The following is an 18,059-nucleotide window of genomic DNA, read 5'->3' on the forward strand; positions in this document are numbered from 1 at the left end:
CCCGCATTCCCGGGGTCGGGAATGCGGCGCAGGAGGGGAGTGTACCGTGTCCGCTGATGCGTCCGCCGCGAGCGTTGCCGTGCTCGATATCGGCAAGACCAATATCAAGCTCAGTGCCGTCACGCGAGACGGCGTGGTCGCGGAGACGCTCTCTGTCACCAATGCCGTGCTGTCTGGCCCGCCCTGGCGTCACCACGATCTCGCAGGGACCGGCGACTGGGTCCTCGACGGCCTTGCGACCCTTTCCCGCCGCCATCCGATCGATACCTTCGTGGCCACCGGCCATGGCTCCGGCGCGGTGCTCGTCGGGCCGGATCCGGACGACGGGGGCGGCGTGGCGTTGCCGATGATCGACTACGAACAGCCGCTGCCCGAGGCGATCGGCCGTGCCTATCGGCCGCTGGCCGGCTCCTTCCGCGACCGCGGCAGCACGATCATGCACGGGGCGACCCATCAGGCCCGGCAGTTGCTGTGGATGGAGATCGCCGAGCCGGAGCGCTTTGCCGGCGCCCGCTGGCTTCTCTGCTCGCCGCAATACTGGGCCTTCAGGCTGACGGGTGTTGCCGCGGCGGAAGCGACGAGCCTCGGTGCGCAATCCCATCTCTGGAATACGCCGGATTCTTGCCCGGCGCCGATCGTCACCGTGCGCGGCTGGCAGCGGCTGATGCCCAGGTTCGTTCCTGCCTGGGCGAGCCTCGGCACGGTGCGCCCCGCGCTTGCCGCCCGTTTCGGCCTGCCGACCGGCTTGCGGGTTCTGACCGGCATCCACGACAGCAGCGCCAATTTCTACCGCTACCAGGCCGCGGGCCTTGCCGATGCGGCAGTGGTTTCCACCGGCACCTGGATCGTCGGCATGAGCGCCGCAACCCCGCTCGACAGCGTGCGGGAGGAAAGCGGCATGACGATCAACAGCGACGTCTTCGGCAACCCCGTCGCCGGCGCGCTGACGATGGGCGGGCGGGAATTTACCCATGTGGCCGGCGAGACGGACAGCGCAGCAGTCGACCCCGCCCTGGCGCTTCGCCTCGTCGAGCGCGGCACCATGGCGCTGCCGACCTTCGGCGCCGACGACGGCTTCTTTCCGGGCAGCGCCGGACGCGGCGAGATCGTCGGGCCACCGCCGGAAACGGCAGCCGAGCGCAAGGCGCTCGCGACCCTCTACATGGCGCTCCTGACCGTGGAATGCCTCGACGCGCTCCAGGCGAAGGACCGCGCCGTGCTCGACGGCAGCTATCTGCGCGAGCCGCTCTACGCGCGGCTGGTCGCCGCGTTCCGGGCTGGCGGCGAGACGCTCTTCAACCTCGACGCCTACGGCGTTGCGACCGGCACCGCGCTGCTTGCTTCCCATGGCACGAGCCGGGCGCGCGACAGCCTGGCGCTGCAGCGTCCCGATCCGCTTCCCGGTGCTGCGGCCCTGCTCGACGCCTATCGCGCGCGCTGGCGCGAAGCGGCCCACCGCCATTATTCCACTTCCGTATCGTCCCGAAAGGCATGGACATGACCGACACCACCGATATCGCCACCCTGCGTCGCCAGATGCTGGAAACCTGCCGCCGGATGAATTCGAGCGGCATCAACCAGGGCACAGCCGGCAATCTTTCCGTGCGCACCGGCACCGGCTTCCTCATCACGCCCTCCTCCATGCCCTACGACACGATGACGCCGGAGGATCTGGTGGAGATGGATTTCGACGGCACCTATGCCGGCCACCGCCCCTCGTCGGAATGGCGCTTCCACCGCGATATCCTGAAGAACCGGACCGATATCGACGTCGTGCTGCACTGCCATTCCATCTATGCGACGACGCTCGCCTGCCATCATCGGACGATCCCGAGCTTCCACTACATGACCGGGGTTGCCGGCGGCACGACGATCCGCTGCGCCGACTATGCCACGTTCGGCACGCAAGCACTTTCGGATGCGGCGCTGAAGGCGCTGGACGGCCGGCTTGCCTGCCTGCTCGGCCAGCACGGCCAGATCTCGCTCGGCAAGACGCTGGAGCATGCATTGTGGCTTGCGATCGAGGTGGAGACGCTGTCGCGCATGTATGTGCAGGCGCTGACCCTCGGCGAGCCGCCAATCCTGCCGGACGACGAGATGGAGCGGGTGATCGCGCAGATGAAGCGCATGAGCTACGGCCACGGGCCGGAGGCCGAAGGCTCCAACGACATCGCCCGCCCGAGAGCCAGGCCGCCGGAATGACGGGTCGCCTGCATTCGGCTCGCTGCCGCAGGTTCGAGCGCCCGCGTCGCGGACGCTCGACGCCGTCGGTTCAATCGGATGCCGTCAGGCTCTGCAGATAGGCGACGATGCCGGCGCGGTCCGACGCATTCGGCACCGAGACCGACATGGTGGTTCTCGGCACCAGTTTGCGCGGGTTGGTGATGTACGTCTCGATCTGCGCTGCGTCCCATGTCAGCCCGGAGTCGCGAAGGGCCGGGGAGTAGCGGGCGCCCTCGACGCTTGCAGCCGGCCTGCCGATGACGCCGAAGAGATGGGGGCCGACCCGGTTCTGCCCCTCCTGGACCGAATGACAGGAGCCGCACCGCTGGCGAAAGAGGCGTTCGCCGGCGGTGGCATCCTGTGCCTGTGCGCCCCCGGATATCAGGACGGGAGCGGCAATTGCTGCGGAAAGCAGGGCAACGCGTAGACAGTGCATGAATTTCTCCGATGATGATGGGACAGGAATGCGCGGCAGCGGCCTGGCTACCGGTGAGGAACAGGTCGTCAGGAGATAGTTCGGACGAGGCGCGCCGATAAGGACCGTGAAACCGGATAGGCCTATGCGCGTCGTTCATAACCAGCCGTCCCTGTCGTGGCCGTGACAGCCACATCATCGCCATCGCTCCGGGCCATTCATGAACGTCGCGCATAAAGCCATTCGATCTGACGGGGGTAATCGCGCCGCTGCCTCGGTGATAACCTGATCCTGTACAATTCCCCTTGCGAATGTCTGGATGCGGCAAGGATTTAGGTATGCATCTTCAGTATAGTCTAATATTTATTTGAAATCCTTTGCTTATCGTGGCGATTTTGGCAAGTGATACTTGAGGGTATTAGTCAATTATGACGATCGTCAAGTAATATATTCTCACATAAATTTGAGGATATCTTCGATTATTCATCCTGTATTTGGAAATTGACCAGTACGGGAGATTCATCATGGCGAAGCTGAACGTCAACGGGGCGGACGTCGATGTCGACGTCGAAGAGGATACACCGCTTCTGTGGGTGATCCGCGAGCATCTCGGCCTGACCGGAACGAAGTACGGCTGCGGCGTGGCGCAATGCGGCGCGTGTACGGTGCATATCGACGGCGTGGCGACGCGGTCCTGCGCCATGCCCGTCAACGCAATGACGCCCGACCAGAAGATCGTGACGATCGAGGCTTTGGGCACGGAGAAGCCGCATCCCGTCCAGCAGGCCTGGGCGGAGCTGGATGTGGCGCAATGCGGCTATTGCCAGGTGGGCATGATCATGACCGCCGCATCGCTGCTGGCGCAGAATCCCGATCCGAGCGACGACGACATCAGGGCCGAGATCACCAACATCTGTCGTTGCGGCACCTATCCGCGCGTTCTCGCCGGCGTGAAGCTGGCGGCCGAACGCATGTCCACAGACCGCGGTTGAGGAGGCCGACGATGCAGCATCATCAAGACATCCCTTCGGCCCGCGGCAGCCTCGCGCTCTCCCGACGCGGCTTTCTCGTCTCGGCGGCGGCGACTGCGGGCGCCTTCACGCTCGGCTTCACCGTGCCGGAAGCCGGCGAGGCCTTTGCCCAGAGCGCGACCCCGGAAGTGAATGCCTGGGTCGTGATCCAACCGGACGAGACCGTCATCATCCGCATTGCGCGGGCGGAGATGGGGCAGGGGTCGCTCACCGGCCTTGCGCAGCTCGTCGCCGAGGAACTGGAATGCGACTGGGACCGCGTCCGCTTCGAACTGGTGAAGCCCGGCGAAAACCAGCGCCGGGACCGGGTGTGGCAGGACATGTCCACCGGCGGATCCCGCGCCATCCGCGGCTCGCACGACTATGTGCGCATGGGGGGTGCTGCCGCCCGGATGATGCTTGTTCAGGCGGCGGCCGACATCTGGGGTGTGCCTGCATCGGAATGCAGCGTCAGCAAGGGTACGATCACGCACGCGGCAAGCGGCCGCTCGACCACCTATGGTGCGATGGCGGAGGCGGCCGCGCGCCAGACCGCGCCCACCGAAATCGCGTTGAAGGACCCGAAGGACTGGACGATCGCCGGCCAGCCGGTGAAGCGTCTCGATACGATGGACAAGCTCGACGGCTCCCTTGTCTACGGCATGGACTACACGATGCCGGACATGCTGGTGGCCGTTCCCATGGCCTGTCCGGTGCATGGCGGCAAGCTCGTCAGTTTCGATGCCGCGGCGGTGAACGGCATGCGCGGCGTGAAGCATGTGCTGCGCGTCGACGACGAGACGGTCGCCGTCGTCGCCGACACATTCTGGCGGGCGAAGACCGCTCTGGAGAGCCTGCCGGTCGTGTGGGACGAGGGAGAGAACGCCCAGGTCTCTTCCGCGAGCATTTCGGCGTACATCCGCGAAGGGCTTTCGGCCGAGACCGGCTTCGTCGGAAACCGGGCCGGAGACGCCGCAGCCGTGCTGGCGGCGTCGGGCCGGGTGGTCGAAGCCGACTACAGCTTTCCCTTCCAGAACCATGCGCCGATGGAGGTTCTCTGCGCGACCGTCCGCTGGTCGCCGGAGCGGTGCGACGTCTGGGGGCCGACGCAGGTGGCGGAGGCGGCGCTGAGCGCCGTCGCCGACGCGGCCGGTCTGGCGCCGGAGAACTGCGAGATCCACACGATGCGCATCGGCGGCAGCTTCGGTCGGCGCCTGCAGACGGACTACATTCGCATGGCGGTCAATATCGCCAGGCAGGTGCCGGGGACGCCGGTGAAGATGATGTGGACCCGCGAAGAGGACATGGCGCAGGGGCGCTTCCACCCCGTCACCCATTGCCGGCTGCGCGCAGCGCTTGACGACGACGGAAACGTCGAGGCGCTGCACATGCGAATCGCCGGCCAGTCGATCACGGCCTCCGTCCGCCCTGCGGCGATGACCGAGAACGGCGACCCCGTCATCTTCCAGGGGCTCGTTGCCGAGGGAACCGAGGGAACGCTGGCCTACAGCTTCCCCAACTTGCTGATCGATTTCGCGATGCGCAATCCGCATATCAGGCCGGGATACTGGCGGGGGGTGAACCTCAACCAGAACGCGGTCTACATGGAATGCTTCATCGACGAGATGGCCCATGCCGCCGGGCAGGATCCGCTGGCGTTTCGCCGCAAGCTGATGGCGAGCAATCCGAAGCATCTGGCCGTTCTCGAGGCAGCGGCGAGCTGGATCGGCTGGGAAACCGCGCCGCCGGAAGGCATTCACCGCGGCATCGCCCAGATCATGGGCTTCGGCAGCTATGTCGCCGCCGCCGCGGAGGTTTCGGTCACCGAAGGGCGGCTGAGGGTACATCGGATCGTCGCGGCGACCGATCCCGGCCACGTTGTCAATCCGCAGCAGGTCGAGGCGCAGGTCTCCGGTTCGTTCGCCTACGGGCTGTCGGCGGTGCTTTATGGCGCCTGCACCGTCGCCAACGGGCGGATCGAGCAAACCAACTTCGACACCTACAACGTCATGCGGCTCGAAGACATGCCCGTCGTCGAGGTGATCCCGATGCCGTCCGGCGGCTTCTGGGGCGGCGTCGGCGAGCCGACGATCGCGGTTGCCGGGCCGGCGGTGCTGAACGCCGTCTTTGCCGCGACGGGAAAGCGGATCAGGAACCTGCCGCTGGCGGATTTCGACCTCACCTCCGGCAGTTGACCGGTCCATAGAGCACCGGATCGCCGTCCTTGCGGGACTGCGATCCGGTGCATCCGGTTTTCGGGCGGACGCCTGCAGCCTCCGGCTTGGAGGCTGTTCATCGGCCGTCACGCCAAGGCAGCCCATTCTCCTAGGTGAATTGCCAGGCATCGCCGGTTCATCCCGAGCTACTGCGGGCGCGCGATGCGCTTCTTCCGGTGCCGCGGGAAATCGCAGTGGCCGCCCGGTCGCGCCGCTCATATTGGCCGAGAGTGTGGCAGAAGCTCACTTGCGTGGGTTCGGCGGCGCGCCTATTGCTCCCGGCCGGTATTTCACCACGAGGCGCAAATCATGGAAATTTTCACATCGGCCGGTTTCCTGGCCCTCCTGCAGGTCATCATGATCGATCTGGTGCTCGCCGGCGACAACGCGGTGGTCATCGGCCTGGCGGCTGCCGGATTGCCGCTCGAGCAGCGAAGGAAGGCCATTCTCGTCGGTATCCTTGCGGCGACCGTCCTGCGCATCGCGCTCGCCAGCGTCACCGTTCAGTTGCTCGATATCATCGGCCTGCTTCTGGCCGGCGGCATTCTGCTGCTTTGGGTCTGCTGGAAGATGTGGCGCGAGCTTCGTGCTGCCGCAGGCATGGACCAGCAGGAAGGCAACGGCGTCGTTGCGCACAAGAAGACGTTTCTCCAGGCGGCGACCCAGATCGTCATCGCGGACGTATCGATGTCGCTCGACAACGTGCTGGCGGTTGCCGGTGCGGCCCGCGAACATCCGACCGTTCTCGTCATCGGACTGGCCCTTTCGATCGCGATGATGGGCATTGCGGCAAACTTCATTGCGCGCCTCCTCAACCGCTACCACTGGATCGCCTATATCGGCCTGGCGCTCATCCTCTACGTCGCCCTGCACATGATCTACCGCGGCTCGATCGAGGTGTGGCCGCATCTGGTCGCGGCCCTCTAGCCAATTCCATACCCTGACGATGCGACGCCCGGGGAACGGGGCGTCGCTCTATCGGCCGGAACGTTGACCGGTCGCGCTCGGCGGCCGCGATCCTAGCGATAGCGCAGGGCGTCTACCAGCAGCGCGAATGCCGGTGATGCCAGTCTTCGGCTGGGGTAATAGAGGTGATAGCCGGGAAAGGGCGGTGACCAGTCCTGAAGGACCGGGATCAGCTTGCCCTCGTCCAGAAGCGGCTGGAGATGATCGTCTGGCAGGCAGGTCAGGCCCAGTCCGTCGACGGCCGCGTCGATGATCATCGGGACGTCGTTGCAGACGAACTGCCCTTCGACGCGCACGTTCAGCGGGCGGCCGTCACGCTCGAATTCCCAGGCATAGAGACCGCCTAGCGTCGGCATGCGCAGGTTGATGCAGCGGTGTTGCGTCAGGTCGTGCGGGGTGACCGGTTTCGGATGCCGCTCGAAATAGGCCGGGGAGCCGGCGACGACCATGCGCAGTTCGGGGCCGATCCTGACGGCGATCATGTCCTTTTCGACGCGCTCGCCCAACCGCACGCCCGCGTCGAAGCGCTCGGCGACAAGATCGACAAGCCTTTGCTCGATCGAGACCTCGACATTGATCTCCGGGTACTCCACCATCAGCGCCTTGACCGCGGGCATCAGGATCGTTTCGGCGGCGTGGCGGCTGGAGGTGATGCGGATCGTGCCGCCCGGCCGCTGGCGCATGGCGCTCAGGGCGTCGATCCGGCCTCGAATGTCGTTGAAGGCCGGACGCAGGGTCTCGGCCAGCTGCTCCCCGGCTTCCGTCGGAACGACGTTGCGCGTCGTCCTGGTCAGCAGCCGGACGCCCATGCGCTCCTCGAGCCGGCGGACGGTGTGACTGAGCGCCGACTGCGACGTGCCGAGCTGTGCCGCTGCGCGGGTGAAGCTGCGCTCGTCTGCGACCGCCAGGAAGGCGACGAGGTCGCCGAGTTCATCTCGCTTCATTCATGAATCCATAAGATATGTCCATGCGCAATTTAGCATCTAAAAGACGGTCTTCGCCAGCGTTAAGTTCCGTCCGGCACGCAAGCCAGCCTGTCGCCTGCTGCCCTGGCGGATCCGGATTGTCGCAACCGTCAAGCGAAGATGGAGAATTGACATGCAAAAGCGCACACTTGGAAAGAGCGGCCTGGAAGTCTCGGCGCTCGGATTCGGCTGCATGGGGCTGAACTTCGGCTACGGTCAGGCGCTCGGCAAGGTCGAAAGTATCAACCTCATCCGGGCGGCCGTCGATCGCGGCGTGACCTTCTTCGATACGGCGGAGGTCTATGGCCCCTTCACCAACGAGGAGATCGTCGGTGCGGCGCTGGCCCCGGTTCGCGACCAGGTGGTGATCGCCACCAAATTCGGCTTCCGGATCGAGGACGGCAAATCGGCGGGGCAGGACAGCCGTCCGGATCATATCCGCGAAGTCTGCGACGCCTCCCTCAAGCGGCTCGGCGTCGAGGTCATCGATCTCTTCTACCAGCACCGCGTCGACCCGAACGTGCCGATCGAGGATGTGGCCGGTGCGGTCAAGGACCTGATCGCCGAAGGCAAGGTCCGGCATTTCGGGCTCTCGGAGCCGGGCGCGCAGACCGTTCGCCGCGCCCATACGGTGCAGCCCGTCAGCGCGCTCCAGAACGAATATTCGCTATGGACCCGCGGCCCGGAGACCAACGGCATCATCGCCGCCTGCGAGGAACTCGGCATCGGGCTCGTCCCCTACAGCCCGCTCGGCAAGGGGTTCCTGACCGGCACTTTCGGCAAGGATACGAAGATCGGCGAGAACGACTTCCGCAGCATCCTGCCGCGCTTCACCCCCGAAGCGATGGAGAAGAACCAGGCGCTCGTCGACCTCCTCAAGCGCATCGCCGGCGAGAGGCAGGCCACGCCCGCCCAGATCGCGCTCGCCTGGCTCCTGGCGCAAAAGCCATGGATCGTGCCTATCCCCGGCACGACCAAACTGCATCGGCTGGAGGAAAACCTTGGCGCGGTCGAGGTCGAGCTCACCGCCGCCGACCTTGCCGACATCGAGCGGGCGGCGGCGGAGATCCGGATCGAGGGCGAGCGCTATCCCGAGCAACTGCTGAAGACCACGGGTCTTTGAACGCCGGCCGCGCCCACGGGCATGACATCCGCCGCCTTGCGGCTCCACGTCCAGACATGAAAGGGAAACGTCCATGCTAGGCACCATGCTTTACGGTCCGGGCGACGTCCGATGCGAAGAGGTCGACGAACCGAAGATCCTGAAACCGACCGATGCGATCATCCGGCTGTCGGCCACCTGCATCTGCGGCTCCGACCTGTGGCCGTTCCGCGGCGCGAACGAAGTGACGGCGCCGATGGCGATGGGCCACGAATATTGCGGCGTCGTCATGGAGGTCGGCAGCGCAGTCAGGACCGTGCGCCCCGGGCAGTTCGTCGTCGGCTCGTTCTGCCTTTCCGACAACACCTGCCCGCACTGCCGCTTCGGTTTCCAGTCCTCCTGCGAGCAGCGCGAGTTCATGGTCGGGGCGCAGGCGCCGTTCGCGCGCGTTCCGCTCGCCGACGGCACGCTCGTCGCCACGGCCGAAACTCCGTCCGACGACCTGATCCCCAGCCTGCTGGCGACGTCGGACGTTCTCGGCACGGGCTGGTACGCGGCCGATGCGGCCGGCGTGCAGGAAGGCTCGACCGCCGTCGTCGTCGGTGACGGCGCAGTCGGCCTGATGGGGGTTCTGGCGGCCAAACAGATGGGGGCCGCGCGGATCATCGCCATGAGCCGCCACAAGACGCGGCAGGACCTCGCGCTCGAATTCGGGGCGACCGACATCATCTCCGAACGCGGCGACGAAGGCGTGGCCCGCATCAAGGACCTGACCGGCGGTGTCGGCGCCGAATCCGTACTCGAATGCGTCGGTACGCAGGAATCGATGATGCAGGCGATCAATTGCGCCCGTCCCGGCGGCAAGATCGGCTTCGTCGGCGTGCCGCACGGCGTCCAGTTCGACGGCCAGAGCCTGTTCTTCCAGCAGAAGAGCCTGCTTGGCGGCCCGGCACCGGTTCGCCGCTTCCTGCCCTACCTGATGGATCTCGTGCTCGACCGCACCATCAATCCCGGCAAGGTCTTCGACCTCGAACTTCCGCTGGCCGATGTGGCGGAAGGCTACCGGGCAATGGACGAGCGGCGCGCGATCAAGACGCTGCTGCGCGTCTGACGACGACGGGAGCCATCCTGCGCGACGGCGCGCGGGATGGCACATTCAGGTGCGCTGGCGTGGCTCCGGCCGCGCGCGTTTTCATGAGCCGGAAAGATAGGCCCATGCGGATTTCGCCATCTAATCCGGCGAACCGCAATGCCCACCTTATGCCCTTCGGCAAGACGCCTTCCCCGATCGAGGCCTGCCACGCGACAATTCATCCAGCAAAAGAGGAAAGTCCCATGAAGAAGATTGCCGCCGGCATCGCCATCTCCGCGCTCGCTGCGACGATGGCGGAAGCGGAGGACCGTCGGACGCGTGTGGCCCCGCCGGCCGTCTACGACGTCGCCCCAGGGCTCGGTCATTTCACCGACGACGTCCTCTTCGGGGAGGTGTGGGAGCGGGCGGAACTCGCCCCGCGCGACCGCAGCCTCGTCACGGTCGCAGCCATCGTCTCCACCGGCAAGACGGCGCAGATCGGCGGCCATGTCCGCAGGGCGCTCGACAACGGCGTCCAACCGGCGGAGATCGGCGAACTGATCACCCAGCTCGCCTTCTATTCGGGCTGGCCGAACGCCATCTCGGCGGTGGGCGAGGCGAAGAAGGTATTCGACGAGCGCGGCATTGCCGCGGTGGCGGACAGCGAGGCGGCACGGGTCGCGCTCGAGGCTGCGGCGGAGGCGGCGCGTTCGGCAACAGTCGAGACGGTGGTGGCGCCGACGGCTCCGGCGCTTGCGGACCTCACCAACCGCGTCCTGTTCGGTGACCTCTGGCAGCGCCCCGATCTCAGTGCCCGCGACCGCAGCCTCGTGACCATGTCGGCGCTGATCGCCATCGGCCAGCCGGAGCAACTGCCCTTCCATGCCAACCGGGCGATGGACAACGGCCTCGGCCAGGCGGAAGCATCCGAGGTCGTCACCCATGTCGCCTTCTATGCGGGATGGCCGCGGGCGATGTCCGCGGTGCCGGTGCTGCAGCGCGTTTTCGAGGCCCGCGCGACCCCGGCAGCGGCGCAACCGGCCGCGGGCGATCTGAAGGTCATCCGCGCCGACGAGGGGCGGGCAAGCGCCCCGGAGCAGTATTTCACCGGCCGGGTCGAGACCTCCGGCTTCTATCGCGGCGATGCGCCCGCCCGGATCGGCGGGGCGACGGTGTCGTTTTCGGCAGGCGCGCGCACGGCCTGGCACACGCACCCGCTGGGGCAGACGCTCTTCATCATCTCCGGCCGCGGCTGGATCCAGAAGGAGGGCGGGCCGGTCGAGAAGGTCGGTCCGGGAGACGTCGTCTGGATCCCTCCGCATGTGAAGCACTGGCATGGGGCATCTGCCGATGAACCGATGACGCATTTCGCCGTCGCCGAGGCACTGGACGGCAGCGTGGTGACCTGGATGGAGAAGGTGACCGACGAGGACTACAATCAGGGTGTCGAGGCCGACTGACGTGTCGATCGAGATGTCCGGCAGAACCCGGGAAAGCCGCCGAATGCAGGGCGGCATTGCAAGGCGCGATCTCCTGAAGGCCGTGCCCCTTGCTGCGGCCGGCCTGATGGCCGTGGCAGGCGAGGCGGCATCCGGGAACGGGGCCGATTCCGGCCGGACGCTGGTCGCCTGCTTCTCGCGCACCGGGAACACGCGAGTCGTTGCCCGTCAGATCGGCAGGGCAAGGGCGGCGAGCCCCTTCGAGATCGAAGCCGCCACGCCCTATCCGGAGGACTACGAAGAGACCGTGGCGCAGGCCCGGCGGGAGACCGCGACCGGCACCTTGCCGGGCCTCGCCCACTTCGTGGCGGACGTTCGCCGGTACGACACGATCTATCTCGGCTTCCCCATCTGGGGCATGACGGCGCCACCCGTCATCCGGTCCTTCCTGCGGGCGCACGACCTTTCCGGCAAGGTCGTCCATCCGTTCGTCACCCATGGCGGCTATGGATTGGGAGACAGCCTCGAGGTCGTCGGCCTGCTCGCCCAGCGGGCCGACATTCGCCCCGTGTTCGCGATGGAGGCTGATCAGGAACGCAGGACGCTGGAACGGGTGACCGGCTGGCTCGCCGGCTGACCGGTCCGGCGCACAACAACCGGCGGTGCGTATTCCGAACTTTCTTTCGGGGCCGAGATGCGACACAATTCGGCTTTCGGGGGAAGGGGAAGATCATGCCCATGTCGTGCAGCCTTGCCGCGATGCGCCTCGTGAAATCCCTGGGGACCGTGGGGGCGGTGGCCCTGATCGTTGCGACGCCCGGCCCTGCCGGCAGCCGCCAATTGCCGCCGCATGCGGAGCCCTGGCTTTCGCTCGCACAGGCGGGAGGCGCGCGCAGCGGGATCGTCCTGGTGGACGCCGCTGCCGCATCCGGCTTCCCGGATGCCGCGAGCGCCGGCGTTCCGCCGGGCACCACGCTCGAGGCCTATAGCGGTCCGATGGAGATATCGGAGGACGGCACGGTGATCGAGAACGCGATCATCAACGGCTCGCTGCGCATCACCGCCGACAACGTCGTGATCAAGAACAGCGTCATCAAGTACACCGGCACCTGGGGTATCGACGCCGAGGGCGCCAAGAACGTCACCATCCAGAACAACGACATCACCGGTCCGGGCTATTCCGGCACCGCCAATGCCGCCATCCTCGGCAGCGGCAACTTCAGCGGCAACGACATCTCCAGGTCCGAGAACGGCATCGTCCTGCAGGGCGGCGCCAGCACGGTGAAGGGCAACTACATCCACGACCTCGAGGCGGCCGGTTCCGATCCGCACTATGACGGCATCTCGGTGCAGGGCGGCCAGAACGGCGTGCTGATCGAAGGCAACACCGTCATCGGCCGCGACACCTCCGACGTCTTCATCAAAAACGACTTCGGCCCGATCGCCAACGTCAAGGTGACCGGCAACCTGCTGCTCGGCGACAGCGGCTATCCGATCTATGTCGACGGCCGCGCCAATGGCGGACCGATCACCGGCGTCACGATCACCAACAACCACCTGGAGATGGGTGGCTACGGATATTATTCCGTCGATAGCTCCAGCCCGACGATCTCCGATAATGTCGAATATCCGAGAAACGGCGCTCCGGCGCCCGGCCGCTGAGGGGGAGCGGCCCGCGGAGTGTGGACTTAGCCGCCGAAGGTGAGTTGCACCTTGCAGGCGACCGTGCGGTCGCCGGCCTGTTCGAAGGCCTCGACCGCCCTTTCGAGCGGAAATGCGTGGGAAATGATCGGCCGCACGTCGATGGCGCGGCGCGACAGGAGATCGACCGACTGCGCGAACTCGTGATGGAAGCGCTGCGAGCCGCGCCAGACGATTTCCTTGCCGACCAGCGCGTTGAGCGGAATGGTGATGTCGCCGGTGACGCCGACCTGGACGACGGTGCCGCGCGGCCTGACGGCGGCGAAGGCTGTGCGCAGCGCCGGTCCGGCGGCCGAACAGTCGAAGACGACGTCGAAGGTTCCCTTGTCCTTCTGCCAGGGTGCCAATCCCTCGGGGTTCTGCGCGACATTGACGGTGGTGGTCGCCCCCATCGCCGGCGCGCGCAAAAGGGCCGCGTCGGTCAGGTCGGTGACGACGATCTCGCCGGCGCCGGCGTAACGTGCCGCAGCCGTCGTCAGGAGACCGATCGGGCCGGCACCCGTCACAAGCACCCTTGCTCCTTCAAGGTCACCCGCCTGGGCGACCGCATGCAGGCAGACGGCGAGCGGCTCGGCGCAGGCGGCTTCCCCGGGTGACAGCTCTTCGGCTACGGCATGGCATTGGATGGCCGGCACGAGCAGCCGGTCGCGGAACATGCCCTGTTCGTGCGGCAGGCGCATGGCGCTGCCCATGAAGCGCATTTCGAGGCAGTGGATGGGCTGGTCGATGGTGCAGTAACGGCATTTGCCGCAGGGCTGCGACGGGTTGACGGCGACGAGCATGCCGACCTTCAGAGGGGTCGTGCCGTCGCCGATCGCCTCGACGTATCCCGATGCCTCATGCCCGGAAATGATCGGCTCGCGCACCCGGACGGGTCCGAAGCCGCCGTCCTGATAGTAATGGAGGTCGGAGCCGCAGATGCCGCCGGCGGCCATGCGCAGCAGCACCTCGCCGGGGTCGGGCTGGCGGACCTCCTGGGTCTCGACCCGCAGGTCGCGTGTTCCGTGAAGACGTGCCACCCGTGTCAGCATGCCGCTTCTTCCTTGGTCTTGGTTGGGGACGAGGCCCGCGCCGGATCGTCCGGCGCGGGCCAGGCTGCGTCAGCGGATCAGGCCCATCTCGGTCGGCAGCCACAGCGTGACGGCCGGGACGAAGGTGATGATGATCAGCGCGATGAACAGCGGCACCAGCCAGGGGACGATCGCCATCGTGGTCCGCTCGACCGAGAGTTTGGCGACGCGCGAGAGCACGAAGAGCACCATGCCGAGCGGTGGGTGCAGCAGGCCGATCATCAGGTTCAGCGTCATGATCAGGCCGAAGTGCACCGGGTCGATGTCGAACTGCAGCACCAGCGGCAACAGGATCGGGACGAGAATGGTGATCGCCGCGATCGTGTCGAGGAAGCAGCCGACGAAGAGCATCAGCAGGTTGACCAGGATGAGGAACACCCATTTGCTGTCCGTCAGGCCGGTAATGGCCGTCGAGAGCAGTTGCGCCGTCTGGCTGACGGTGAGCAGCCAGGCGAAGACCGAGGCGGCAGCCACGATGAAGAGCACCGAGGCGGTCGTTTCGATCGTGTCCATGGTCGCCTTGGCGAGCGTGCGGAAGGTCATCGTGCGATAGCGCACGAGGCCGAGGAACAGCGACCAGAGCACCGCTGCGACGGCGGCCTCAGTGGGTGTGAACCAGCCCATCGTCATGCCGCCGATCAGGATCACCGGCGTCATCAGCGCCATGACGGCGGAGAAGTCGAAGTACCAGTCGCAGACGAGCAGGACGGCGAGCGCGACCAGGATGGCGCCATTGAGCGGAAGGCCGATGAGGGTCAGCAGATAGATGCCGATCGGCACCATCATGACCACGAGGACTTCCAGCGATGCGCCGAAGATCATGCGCAGGCTGAAAGGCGTGTCCGAACCCCAGCTCTTGATGTAGGCGAAGATCGCGACCGTCACCATCATCAGGACCGTCATGACGACGCCGGGAACGATGCCGGCCATGAAAAGGGCGCCGATCGAGACGTTCGCCATCATGCCGTAGATGACGAAAGGCAGGGACGGGGGGAAGATCGGGCCGAGCGTGGCAGACGCCGCGGTGACGCCGACGGCGGCCTCGACCGGGTAGCCGTGATCCTTCATCGCCTTGATCTCGATGGTGCCGATGCCCGCCGCATCGGCAAGGGCCGTGCCGGACATGCCGGAGAAGACCACCGAGCCGATGATGTTCACCTGCGCCAGCCCGCCCTTCATCCAGCCGACCAGCGCGACCGCGAAGGAATAGATGCGGCCGGTGACGCCCGCGACGTTCATCAGGTTGCCGGCGAGGATGAAGAAGGGAACGGCGAGCAGCGGGAAGCTCTCGACGCCGGCGATCATCCGCTGCGCTGCGATGATGTCGGGCGCAACGCCATAGAGGACGATGTAGAGCACGGACGAGACGGCCATCGAGATTGCGACGGGAAGGCCGATGAGCATCAGCAGAAGAAAGGAGCCAATCAGAACCAGCATGTCATCAATCCTCCGCGTTCTGGAATGCTTCCGGCCGCTCGAGCACGGAGTAGCCGCGGCGCATGTTGGCGATGAAGACCTGGATGGAACGCAGGAACATCAGGGCGAAGGCTGCGAGCACGGTGTAGAAGACGATATTGCGCGGCAGGGCCACGGTCACCATCTCCTCGTCGGCGACGATCTCCATGTAGCGCCACATCAGCCAGGTGCCGTAGGCGAAGAAACCGATCCTCACGAGGTCGACGATCGTCGCGAGGACGCGAGTCACCCTTTTCGGAAGATAGTGGTAGAGAACGTCCACCTGGATATGGCGCGACATGCGCACGCACATCACCGATCCGAGGAAGACCACGCCGATCAGGCAGTTGACCGCGATCTCCTCCGTCCAGGCATAGCTGTTGTTCAGCACATACCGCGTAAAGAACTGGAGGAATACGCAGCCCGTCATCAGCCAGAAGAGCGCCAGCGTGACCCAGTCCTCGAAGGAATAGACCTTCAGGTCCACGTCCACGGGTGCTTCGTCGAAGGTATGGGCAAGTTCCTCAGGCGTGACCTGAGTGTGAATTTCCTGCGTCGCAGACATAGAGAATATCCCGTCTCGAAAGTGTGGACGGCGCGACCCTTCCGGGCCGCGCCGTTGCCGAAATCACTTGATGGCGCGGATGGCTTCCCAGTCGGCCTTGTCGTAGCCGAACTCCTCGAAGGTCACCTTTTCGAGCACGGTCTTCTCGAAGTCGGCCTTATCGACCTCGACGACGTTGAGGCCGCGCTTCTTGAAGTCCTCGACGAGAGCCACCTCACGCTCCTCGATGATCTTCGTCGTGCGGGCCGCGGCTTCCTGCATGACCTCGACGAAGATCTTCCGGTCTTCTTCCGAAAGGCTCTCCCAGCGGCTCTTGGAGATCAGGGTGTTGAGGTGATCGACGATGTGGCCGGTCAGGATGATGTTCTTCTGCACTTCGAAGAACTTCTTGGCCTCGATGGTGGTCAGCGGGTTTTCCTGTGCGTCCACGGTGCCGTTCTGCAGGGCGAGGTACACTTCCGCGAAGGCGATCGGCGCGGTGTTGGCTCCGCAGGCGCGCGGCATGGCCAGATAGGCCGGCACGTCCGGAACGCGCATCTTCACGCCCGCCAGGTCGGCGCATTTCTCGACCGCCGTGTTCGAGGTCGTCTGGCGCGTGCCGTAATAGCTGACGGCGGTGATGATGTTTCCGGTCTTGTCCTCGTAGCCCTTGGCGAGGCGCTTGAAGACGTCGCTCTTGGTGTAGGCGATCAGATGGCTCGGATCGCGGAAGATATAGGGGAAATAGGTGACCCCGATCGGCTTGAAGTCACGCGCGGCGAAGCTCGAGCCGGAGATGATGATGTCGACGGTGCCGAGCTTCAAGCCCTGGTTGATATCGGCTTCCTTGCCGAGCTGCGAGGCGGGGTACACCTCGATCTTGTAGCGGCCGTCAGTCCGCTTGGCGATCTCCTCGGCAGCCCAGACGGATTCGGTGTGGAACGGCTCGGACGTCTCGTAGACATGCGCCCATTTCAGGACGGTCTCTGCCTGGGCCGCGAAGGCGGACACCATGACGAGGGCGGTGGCGCCCAGGACTGCTTTCAAACTGAATGTCATTCTTTCCTCCCGAATTGAGTTCAGTTTCCTCTTTCCCTCTCCTGCGCATCCCGTGCGGCAGGATCAGTCTTCCCTTGCCTGCTCCTCCCCGAAGCTCTCAGAGAATCTCTTCTGCGCCAGCGTCAGATGCGTTCGCATGGCTTCGCGCGCGGCGGACGGATCGGCTGCGGCGATGGCGTCGCGGACGACCTGGTGCTCCTCCAGCGCCAGTTTCCACGTGTGCGGACCTTCGAAATAGCTCGCGAGCTTTGCGAAGTAGGGCGACGAGCGCCGGTCGTAGACGAGACCGGTGAAGCGCTTCAGCGCCGCGTTTCCGATGATGTCGATGATGGCGCCGTGAAAGGCGCAATCCAGGGTGATGGCACGCTCCGGATCGCCGAGCGCATCCTGCATCAGCCTCAGGTTTGCGTCGAGCGCTGCAATGCTTTGCGGGCCGGCGCACCGGGCGGCTTCCTCGGCGATGGCGCTCTCGACGATGCAGCGGGCCTGCAGGATCTCGAACGGGCCGTCCTTGTCATCGGCCGGCAGCGCGGCAGGGCCGGCGGCCGGCTGGCGCATGATGTAGACGCCGGAACCCATGCGGATCTGGATCAGACCCTCCAGTTCGAGGACGATCAGGGCCTCGCGCACGGTCGGACGCGAAATGCCGAAGCGTTCCGCAAGCTCGCGTTCGGCCGGCAGCCGTTCGCCGACGACGAGTTCGCCGGTTCCGATGAGCGTACGGATCTGGTCCGCGACCTGCCTGTAGAGGCGGCGCGGCTCCAATGCCATGAACATCCTGGTCCTCCCCGCGTGCTCATCCTCCCGCGCACGCATCTGGTA

At 65.7% G+C, this 18,059-nt stretch carries 17 protein-coding genes; 10 read left to right on the forward strand and 7 right to left on the reverse strand.

The window, feature by feature from the left end:
* Positions 1-46: 46 nt before the first annotated feature.
* Together LQK81_RS12690 and LQK81_RS12695 are read left to right on the forward strand one after the other, a co-directional pair.
* Complete coding sequence (locus LQK81_RS12690; protein ID WP_230806673.1) at positions 47-1,501, forward strand: carbohydrate kinase; 1,455 nt, start codon at positions 47-49, stop codon at positions 1,499-1,501.
* Positions 1,492-2,202 (forward strand): class II aldolase/adducin family protein, encoded by a 711-nt coding sequence (locus LQK81_RS12695; RefSeq protein WP_442967123.1) that lies wholly within the window; start codon positions 1,492-1,494, stop codon positions 2,200-2,202. The genes LQK81_RS12690 and LQK81_RS12695 overlap by 10 nt, the downstream gene beginning before the upstream one ends.
* Before the next feature lie 70 nt (positions 2,203-2,272).
* Here the strand turns inward: LQK81_RS12695 and LQK81_RS12700 are convergent, their stop codons facing one another.
* Entirely contained in the window at positions 2,273-2,659 is a 387-nt protein-coding gene (locus LQK81_RS12700) for a c-type cytochrome (RefSeq protein WP_230806675.1), read from the reverse strand.
* 503 nt (positions 2,660-3,162) lie between these two features.
* Here LQK81_RS12700 and LQK81_RS12705 point away from each other — a divergent pair.
* The 3 genes from LQK81_RS12705 to LQK81_RS12715 all read left to right on the forward strand — a co-directional run bounded on the left by LQK81_RS12705 (position 3,163) and on the right by LQK81_RS12715 (position 6,791).
* Entirely contained in the window at positions 3,163-3,630 is a 468-nt protein-coding gene (locus LQK81_RS12705; RefSeq protein ID WP_230806676.1) for a (2Fe-2S)-binding protein, read from the forward strand.
* 11 nt (positions 3,631-3,641) lie between these two features.
* Complete coding sequence (locus tag LQK81_RS12710) at positions 3,642-5,843, forward strand: xanthine dehydrogenase family protein molybdopterin-binding subunit (RefSeq protein ID WP_230806678.1); 2,202 nt, start codon at positions 3,642-3,644, stop codon at positions 5,841-5,843.
* A 330-nt stretch (positions 5,844-6,173) separates the two neighbouring features.
* On the forward strand, positions 6,174-6,791 hold the full coding sequence (locus LQK81_RS12715; protein WP_230806680.1) for a TerC family protein: 618 nt from the start codon (positions 6,174-6,176) through the stop codon (positions 6,789-6,791).
* Between the two features lie 92 nt (positions 6,792-6,883).
* Here LQK81_RS12715 and LQK81_RS12720 read toward each other — a convergent pair whose 3' ends face one another.
* Positions 6,884-7,774: a LysR family transcriptional regulator gene (locus LQK81_RS12720; RefSeq protein ID WP_230806681.1), complete on the reverse strand. Its 891-nt coding sequence runs from the start codon at positions 7,772-7,774 to the stop codon at positions 6,884-6,886.
* Positions 7,775-7,928: 154 nt separating this feature from the next.
* Here LQK81_RS12720 and LQK81_RS12725 point away from each other — a divergent pair, with 154 nt between their 5' ends.
* From LQK81_RS12725 to LQK81_RS12745, 5 genes are all read left to right on the forward strand, one after another.
* Positions 7,929-8,918, forward strand: a complete 990-nt coding sequence (locus LQK81_RS12725) for an aldo/keto reductase (RefSeq protein ID WP_230806682.1) — start codon at positions 7,929-7,931, stop codon at positions 8,916-8,918.
* Positions 8,919-8,991: 73 nt separating this feature from the next.
* Positions 8,992-10,008, forward strand: a complete 1,017-nt coding sequence (locus tag LQK81_RS12730) for a zinc-dependent alcohol dehydrogenase family protein (RefSeq protein WP_230806683.1) — start codon at positions 8,992-8,994, stop codon at positions 10,006-10,008.
* A gap of 224 nt (positions 10,009-10,232) precedes the next feature.
* Entirely contained in the window at positions 10,233-11,429 is a 1,197-nt protein-coding gene (locus LQK81_RS12735; RefSeq protein ID WP_230806685.1) for a (R)-mandelonitrile lyase, read from the forward strand.
* Positions 11,430-11,472: 43 nt separating this feature from the next.
* Positions 11,473-12,045 (forward strand): flavodoxin, encoded by a 573-nt coding sequence (locus LQK81_RS12740; protein WP_230806687.1) that lies wholly within the window; start codon positions 11,473-11,475, stop codon positions 12,043-12,045.
* Positions 12,046-12,140: 95 nt separating this feature from the next.
* Positions 12,141-13,070: a right-handed parallel beta-helix repeat-containing protein gene (locus tag LQK81_RS12745; protein ID WP_230806688.1), complete on the forward strand. Its 930-nt coding sequence runs from the start codon at positions 12,141-12,143 to the stop codon at positions 13,068-13,070.
* Between the two features lie 26 nt (positions 13,071-13,096).
* On the opposite strand, the gene LQK81_RS12750 is transcribed toward LQK81_RS12745, so the two are convergent.
* From LQK81_RS12750 to LQK81_RS12770, 5 genes are all read right to left on the reverse strand, one after another.
* Positions 13,097-14,140, reverse strand: coding sequence for an L-idonate 5-dehydrogenase (locus tag LQK81_RS12750; protein WP_230806690.1), 1,044 nt, complete (start codon positions 14,138-14,140; stop codon positions 13,097-13,099).
* Between the two features lie 69 nt (positions 14,141-14,209).
* Positions 14,210-15,616 carry a TRAP transporter large permease gene (locus LQK81_RS12755; RefSeq protein WP_230806691.1) on the reverse strand — a complete coding sequence of 469 codons (1,407 nt, stop codon included), beginning with the start codon at positions 15,614-15,616 and terminating at the stop codon, positions 14,210-14,212.
* Between the two features lie 4 nt (positions 15,617-15,620).
* The gene (locus tag LQK81_RS12760) at positions 15,621-16,199 is read right to left on the reverse strand and encodes a TRAP transporter small permease (protein ID WP_230806692.1); all 579 of its coding nucleotides are present in this window, start codon (positions 16,197-16,199) and stop codon (positions 15,621-15,623) included.
* 63 nt (positions 16,200-16,262) lie between these two features.
* Positions 16,263-17,192 carry a sialic acid TRAP transporter substrate-binding protein SiaP gene (locus LQK81_RS12765; protein ID WP_230807126.1) on the reverse strand — a complete coding sequence of 310 codons (930 nt, stop codon included), beginning with the start codon at positions 17,190-17,192 and terminating at the stop codon, positions 16,263-16,265.
* Between the two features lie 108 nt (positions 17,193-17,300).
* Positions 17,301-18,014 (reverse strand): FadR/GntR family transcriptional regulator, encoded by a 714-nt coding sequence (locus tag LQK81_RS12770; protein WP_230806694.1) that lies wholly within the window; start codon positions 18,012-18,014, stop codon positions 17,301-17,303.
* Positions 18,015-18,059: the final 45 nt, after the last annotated feature.

It is taken from the genome of Rhizobium sp. GN54 (genome assembly GCF_021026345.1).
Lineage (GTDB): Bacteria > Pseudomonadota > Alphaproteobacteria > Rhizobiales > Rhizobiaceae > Mycoplana.

What these genes read in the sequence shown, in the direction of transcription:
- LQK81_RS12695 (WP_442967123.1), top strand. Translation starts at nt 1,492, where the DNA reads ATGGACATGACCGACACCACCGATATCGCCACCCTGCGTCGCCAGATG.
- LQK81_RS12700 (WP_230806675.1), bottom strand. Translation starts at nt 2,659, where the DNA reads ATGCACTGTCTACGCGTTGCCCTGCTTTCCGCAGCAATTGCCGCTCCC.
- LQK81_RS12705 (WP_230806676.1), top strand. Translation starts at nt 3,163, where the DNA reads ATGGCGAAGCTGAACGTCAACGGGGCGGACGTCGATGTCGACGTCGAA.
- LQK81_RS12710 (WP_230806678.1), top strand. Translation starts at nt 3,642, where the DNA reads ATGCAGCATCATCAAGACATCCCTTCGGCCCGCGGCAGCCTCGCGCTC.
- LQK81_RS12715 (WP_230806680.1), top strand. Translation starts at nt 6,174, where the DNA reads ATGGAAATTTTCACATCGGCCGGTTTCCTGGCCCTCCTGCAGGTCATC.
- LQK81_RS12720 (WP_230806681.1), bottom strand. Translation starts at nt 7,774, where the DNA reads ATGAAGCGAGATGAACTCGGCGACCTCGTCGCCTTCCTGGCGGTCGCA.
- LQK81_RS12725 (WP_230806682.1), top strand. Translation starts at nt 7,929, where the DNA reads ATGCAAAAGCGCACACTTGGAAAGAGCGGCCTGGAAGTCTCGGCGCTC.
- LQK81_RS12730 (WP_230806683.1), top strand. Translation starts at nt 8,992, where the DNA reads ATGCTAGGCACCATGCTTTACGGTCCGGGCGACGTCCGATGCGAAGAG.
- LQK81_RS12735 (WP_230806685.1), top strand. Translation starts at nt 10,233, where the DNA reads ATGAAGAAGATTGCCGCCGGCATCGCCATCTCCGCGCTCGCTGCGACG.
- LQK81_RS12740 (WP_230806687.1), top strand. Translation starts at nt 11,473, where the DNA reads ATGCAGGGCGGCATTGCAAGGCGCGATCTCCTGAAGGCCGTGCCCCTT.
- LQK81_RS12745 (WP_230806688.1), top strand. Translation starts at nt 12,141, where the DNA reads ATGCCCATGTCGTGCAGCCTTGCCGCGATGCGCCTCGTGAAATCCCTG.
- LQK81_RS12750 (WP_230806690.1), bottom strand. Translation starts at nt 14,140, where the DNA reads ATGCTGACACGGGTGGCACGTCTTCACGGAACACGCGACCTGCGGGTC.
- LQK81_RS12755 (WP_230806691.1), bottom strand. Translation starts at nt 15,616, where the DNA reads ATGCTGGTTCTGATTGGCTCCTTTCTTCTGCTGATGCTCATCGGCCTT.
- LQK81_RS12760 (WP_230806692.1), bottom strand. Translation starts at nt 16,199, where the DNA reads ATGTCTGCGACGCAGGAAATTCACACTCAGGTCACGCCTGAGGAACTT.
- LQK81_RS12765 (WP_230807126.1), bottom strand. Translation starts at nt 17,192, where the DNA reads ATGGTGTCCGCCTTCGCGGCCCAGGCAGAGACCGTCCTGAAATGGGCG.
- LQK81_RS12770 (WP_230806694.1), bottom strand. Translation starts at nt 18,014, where the DNA reads ATGTTCATGGCATTGGAGCCGCGCCGCCTCTACAGGCAGGTCGCGGAC.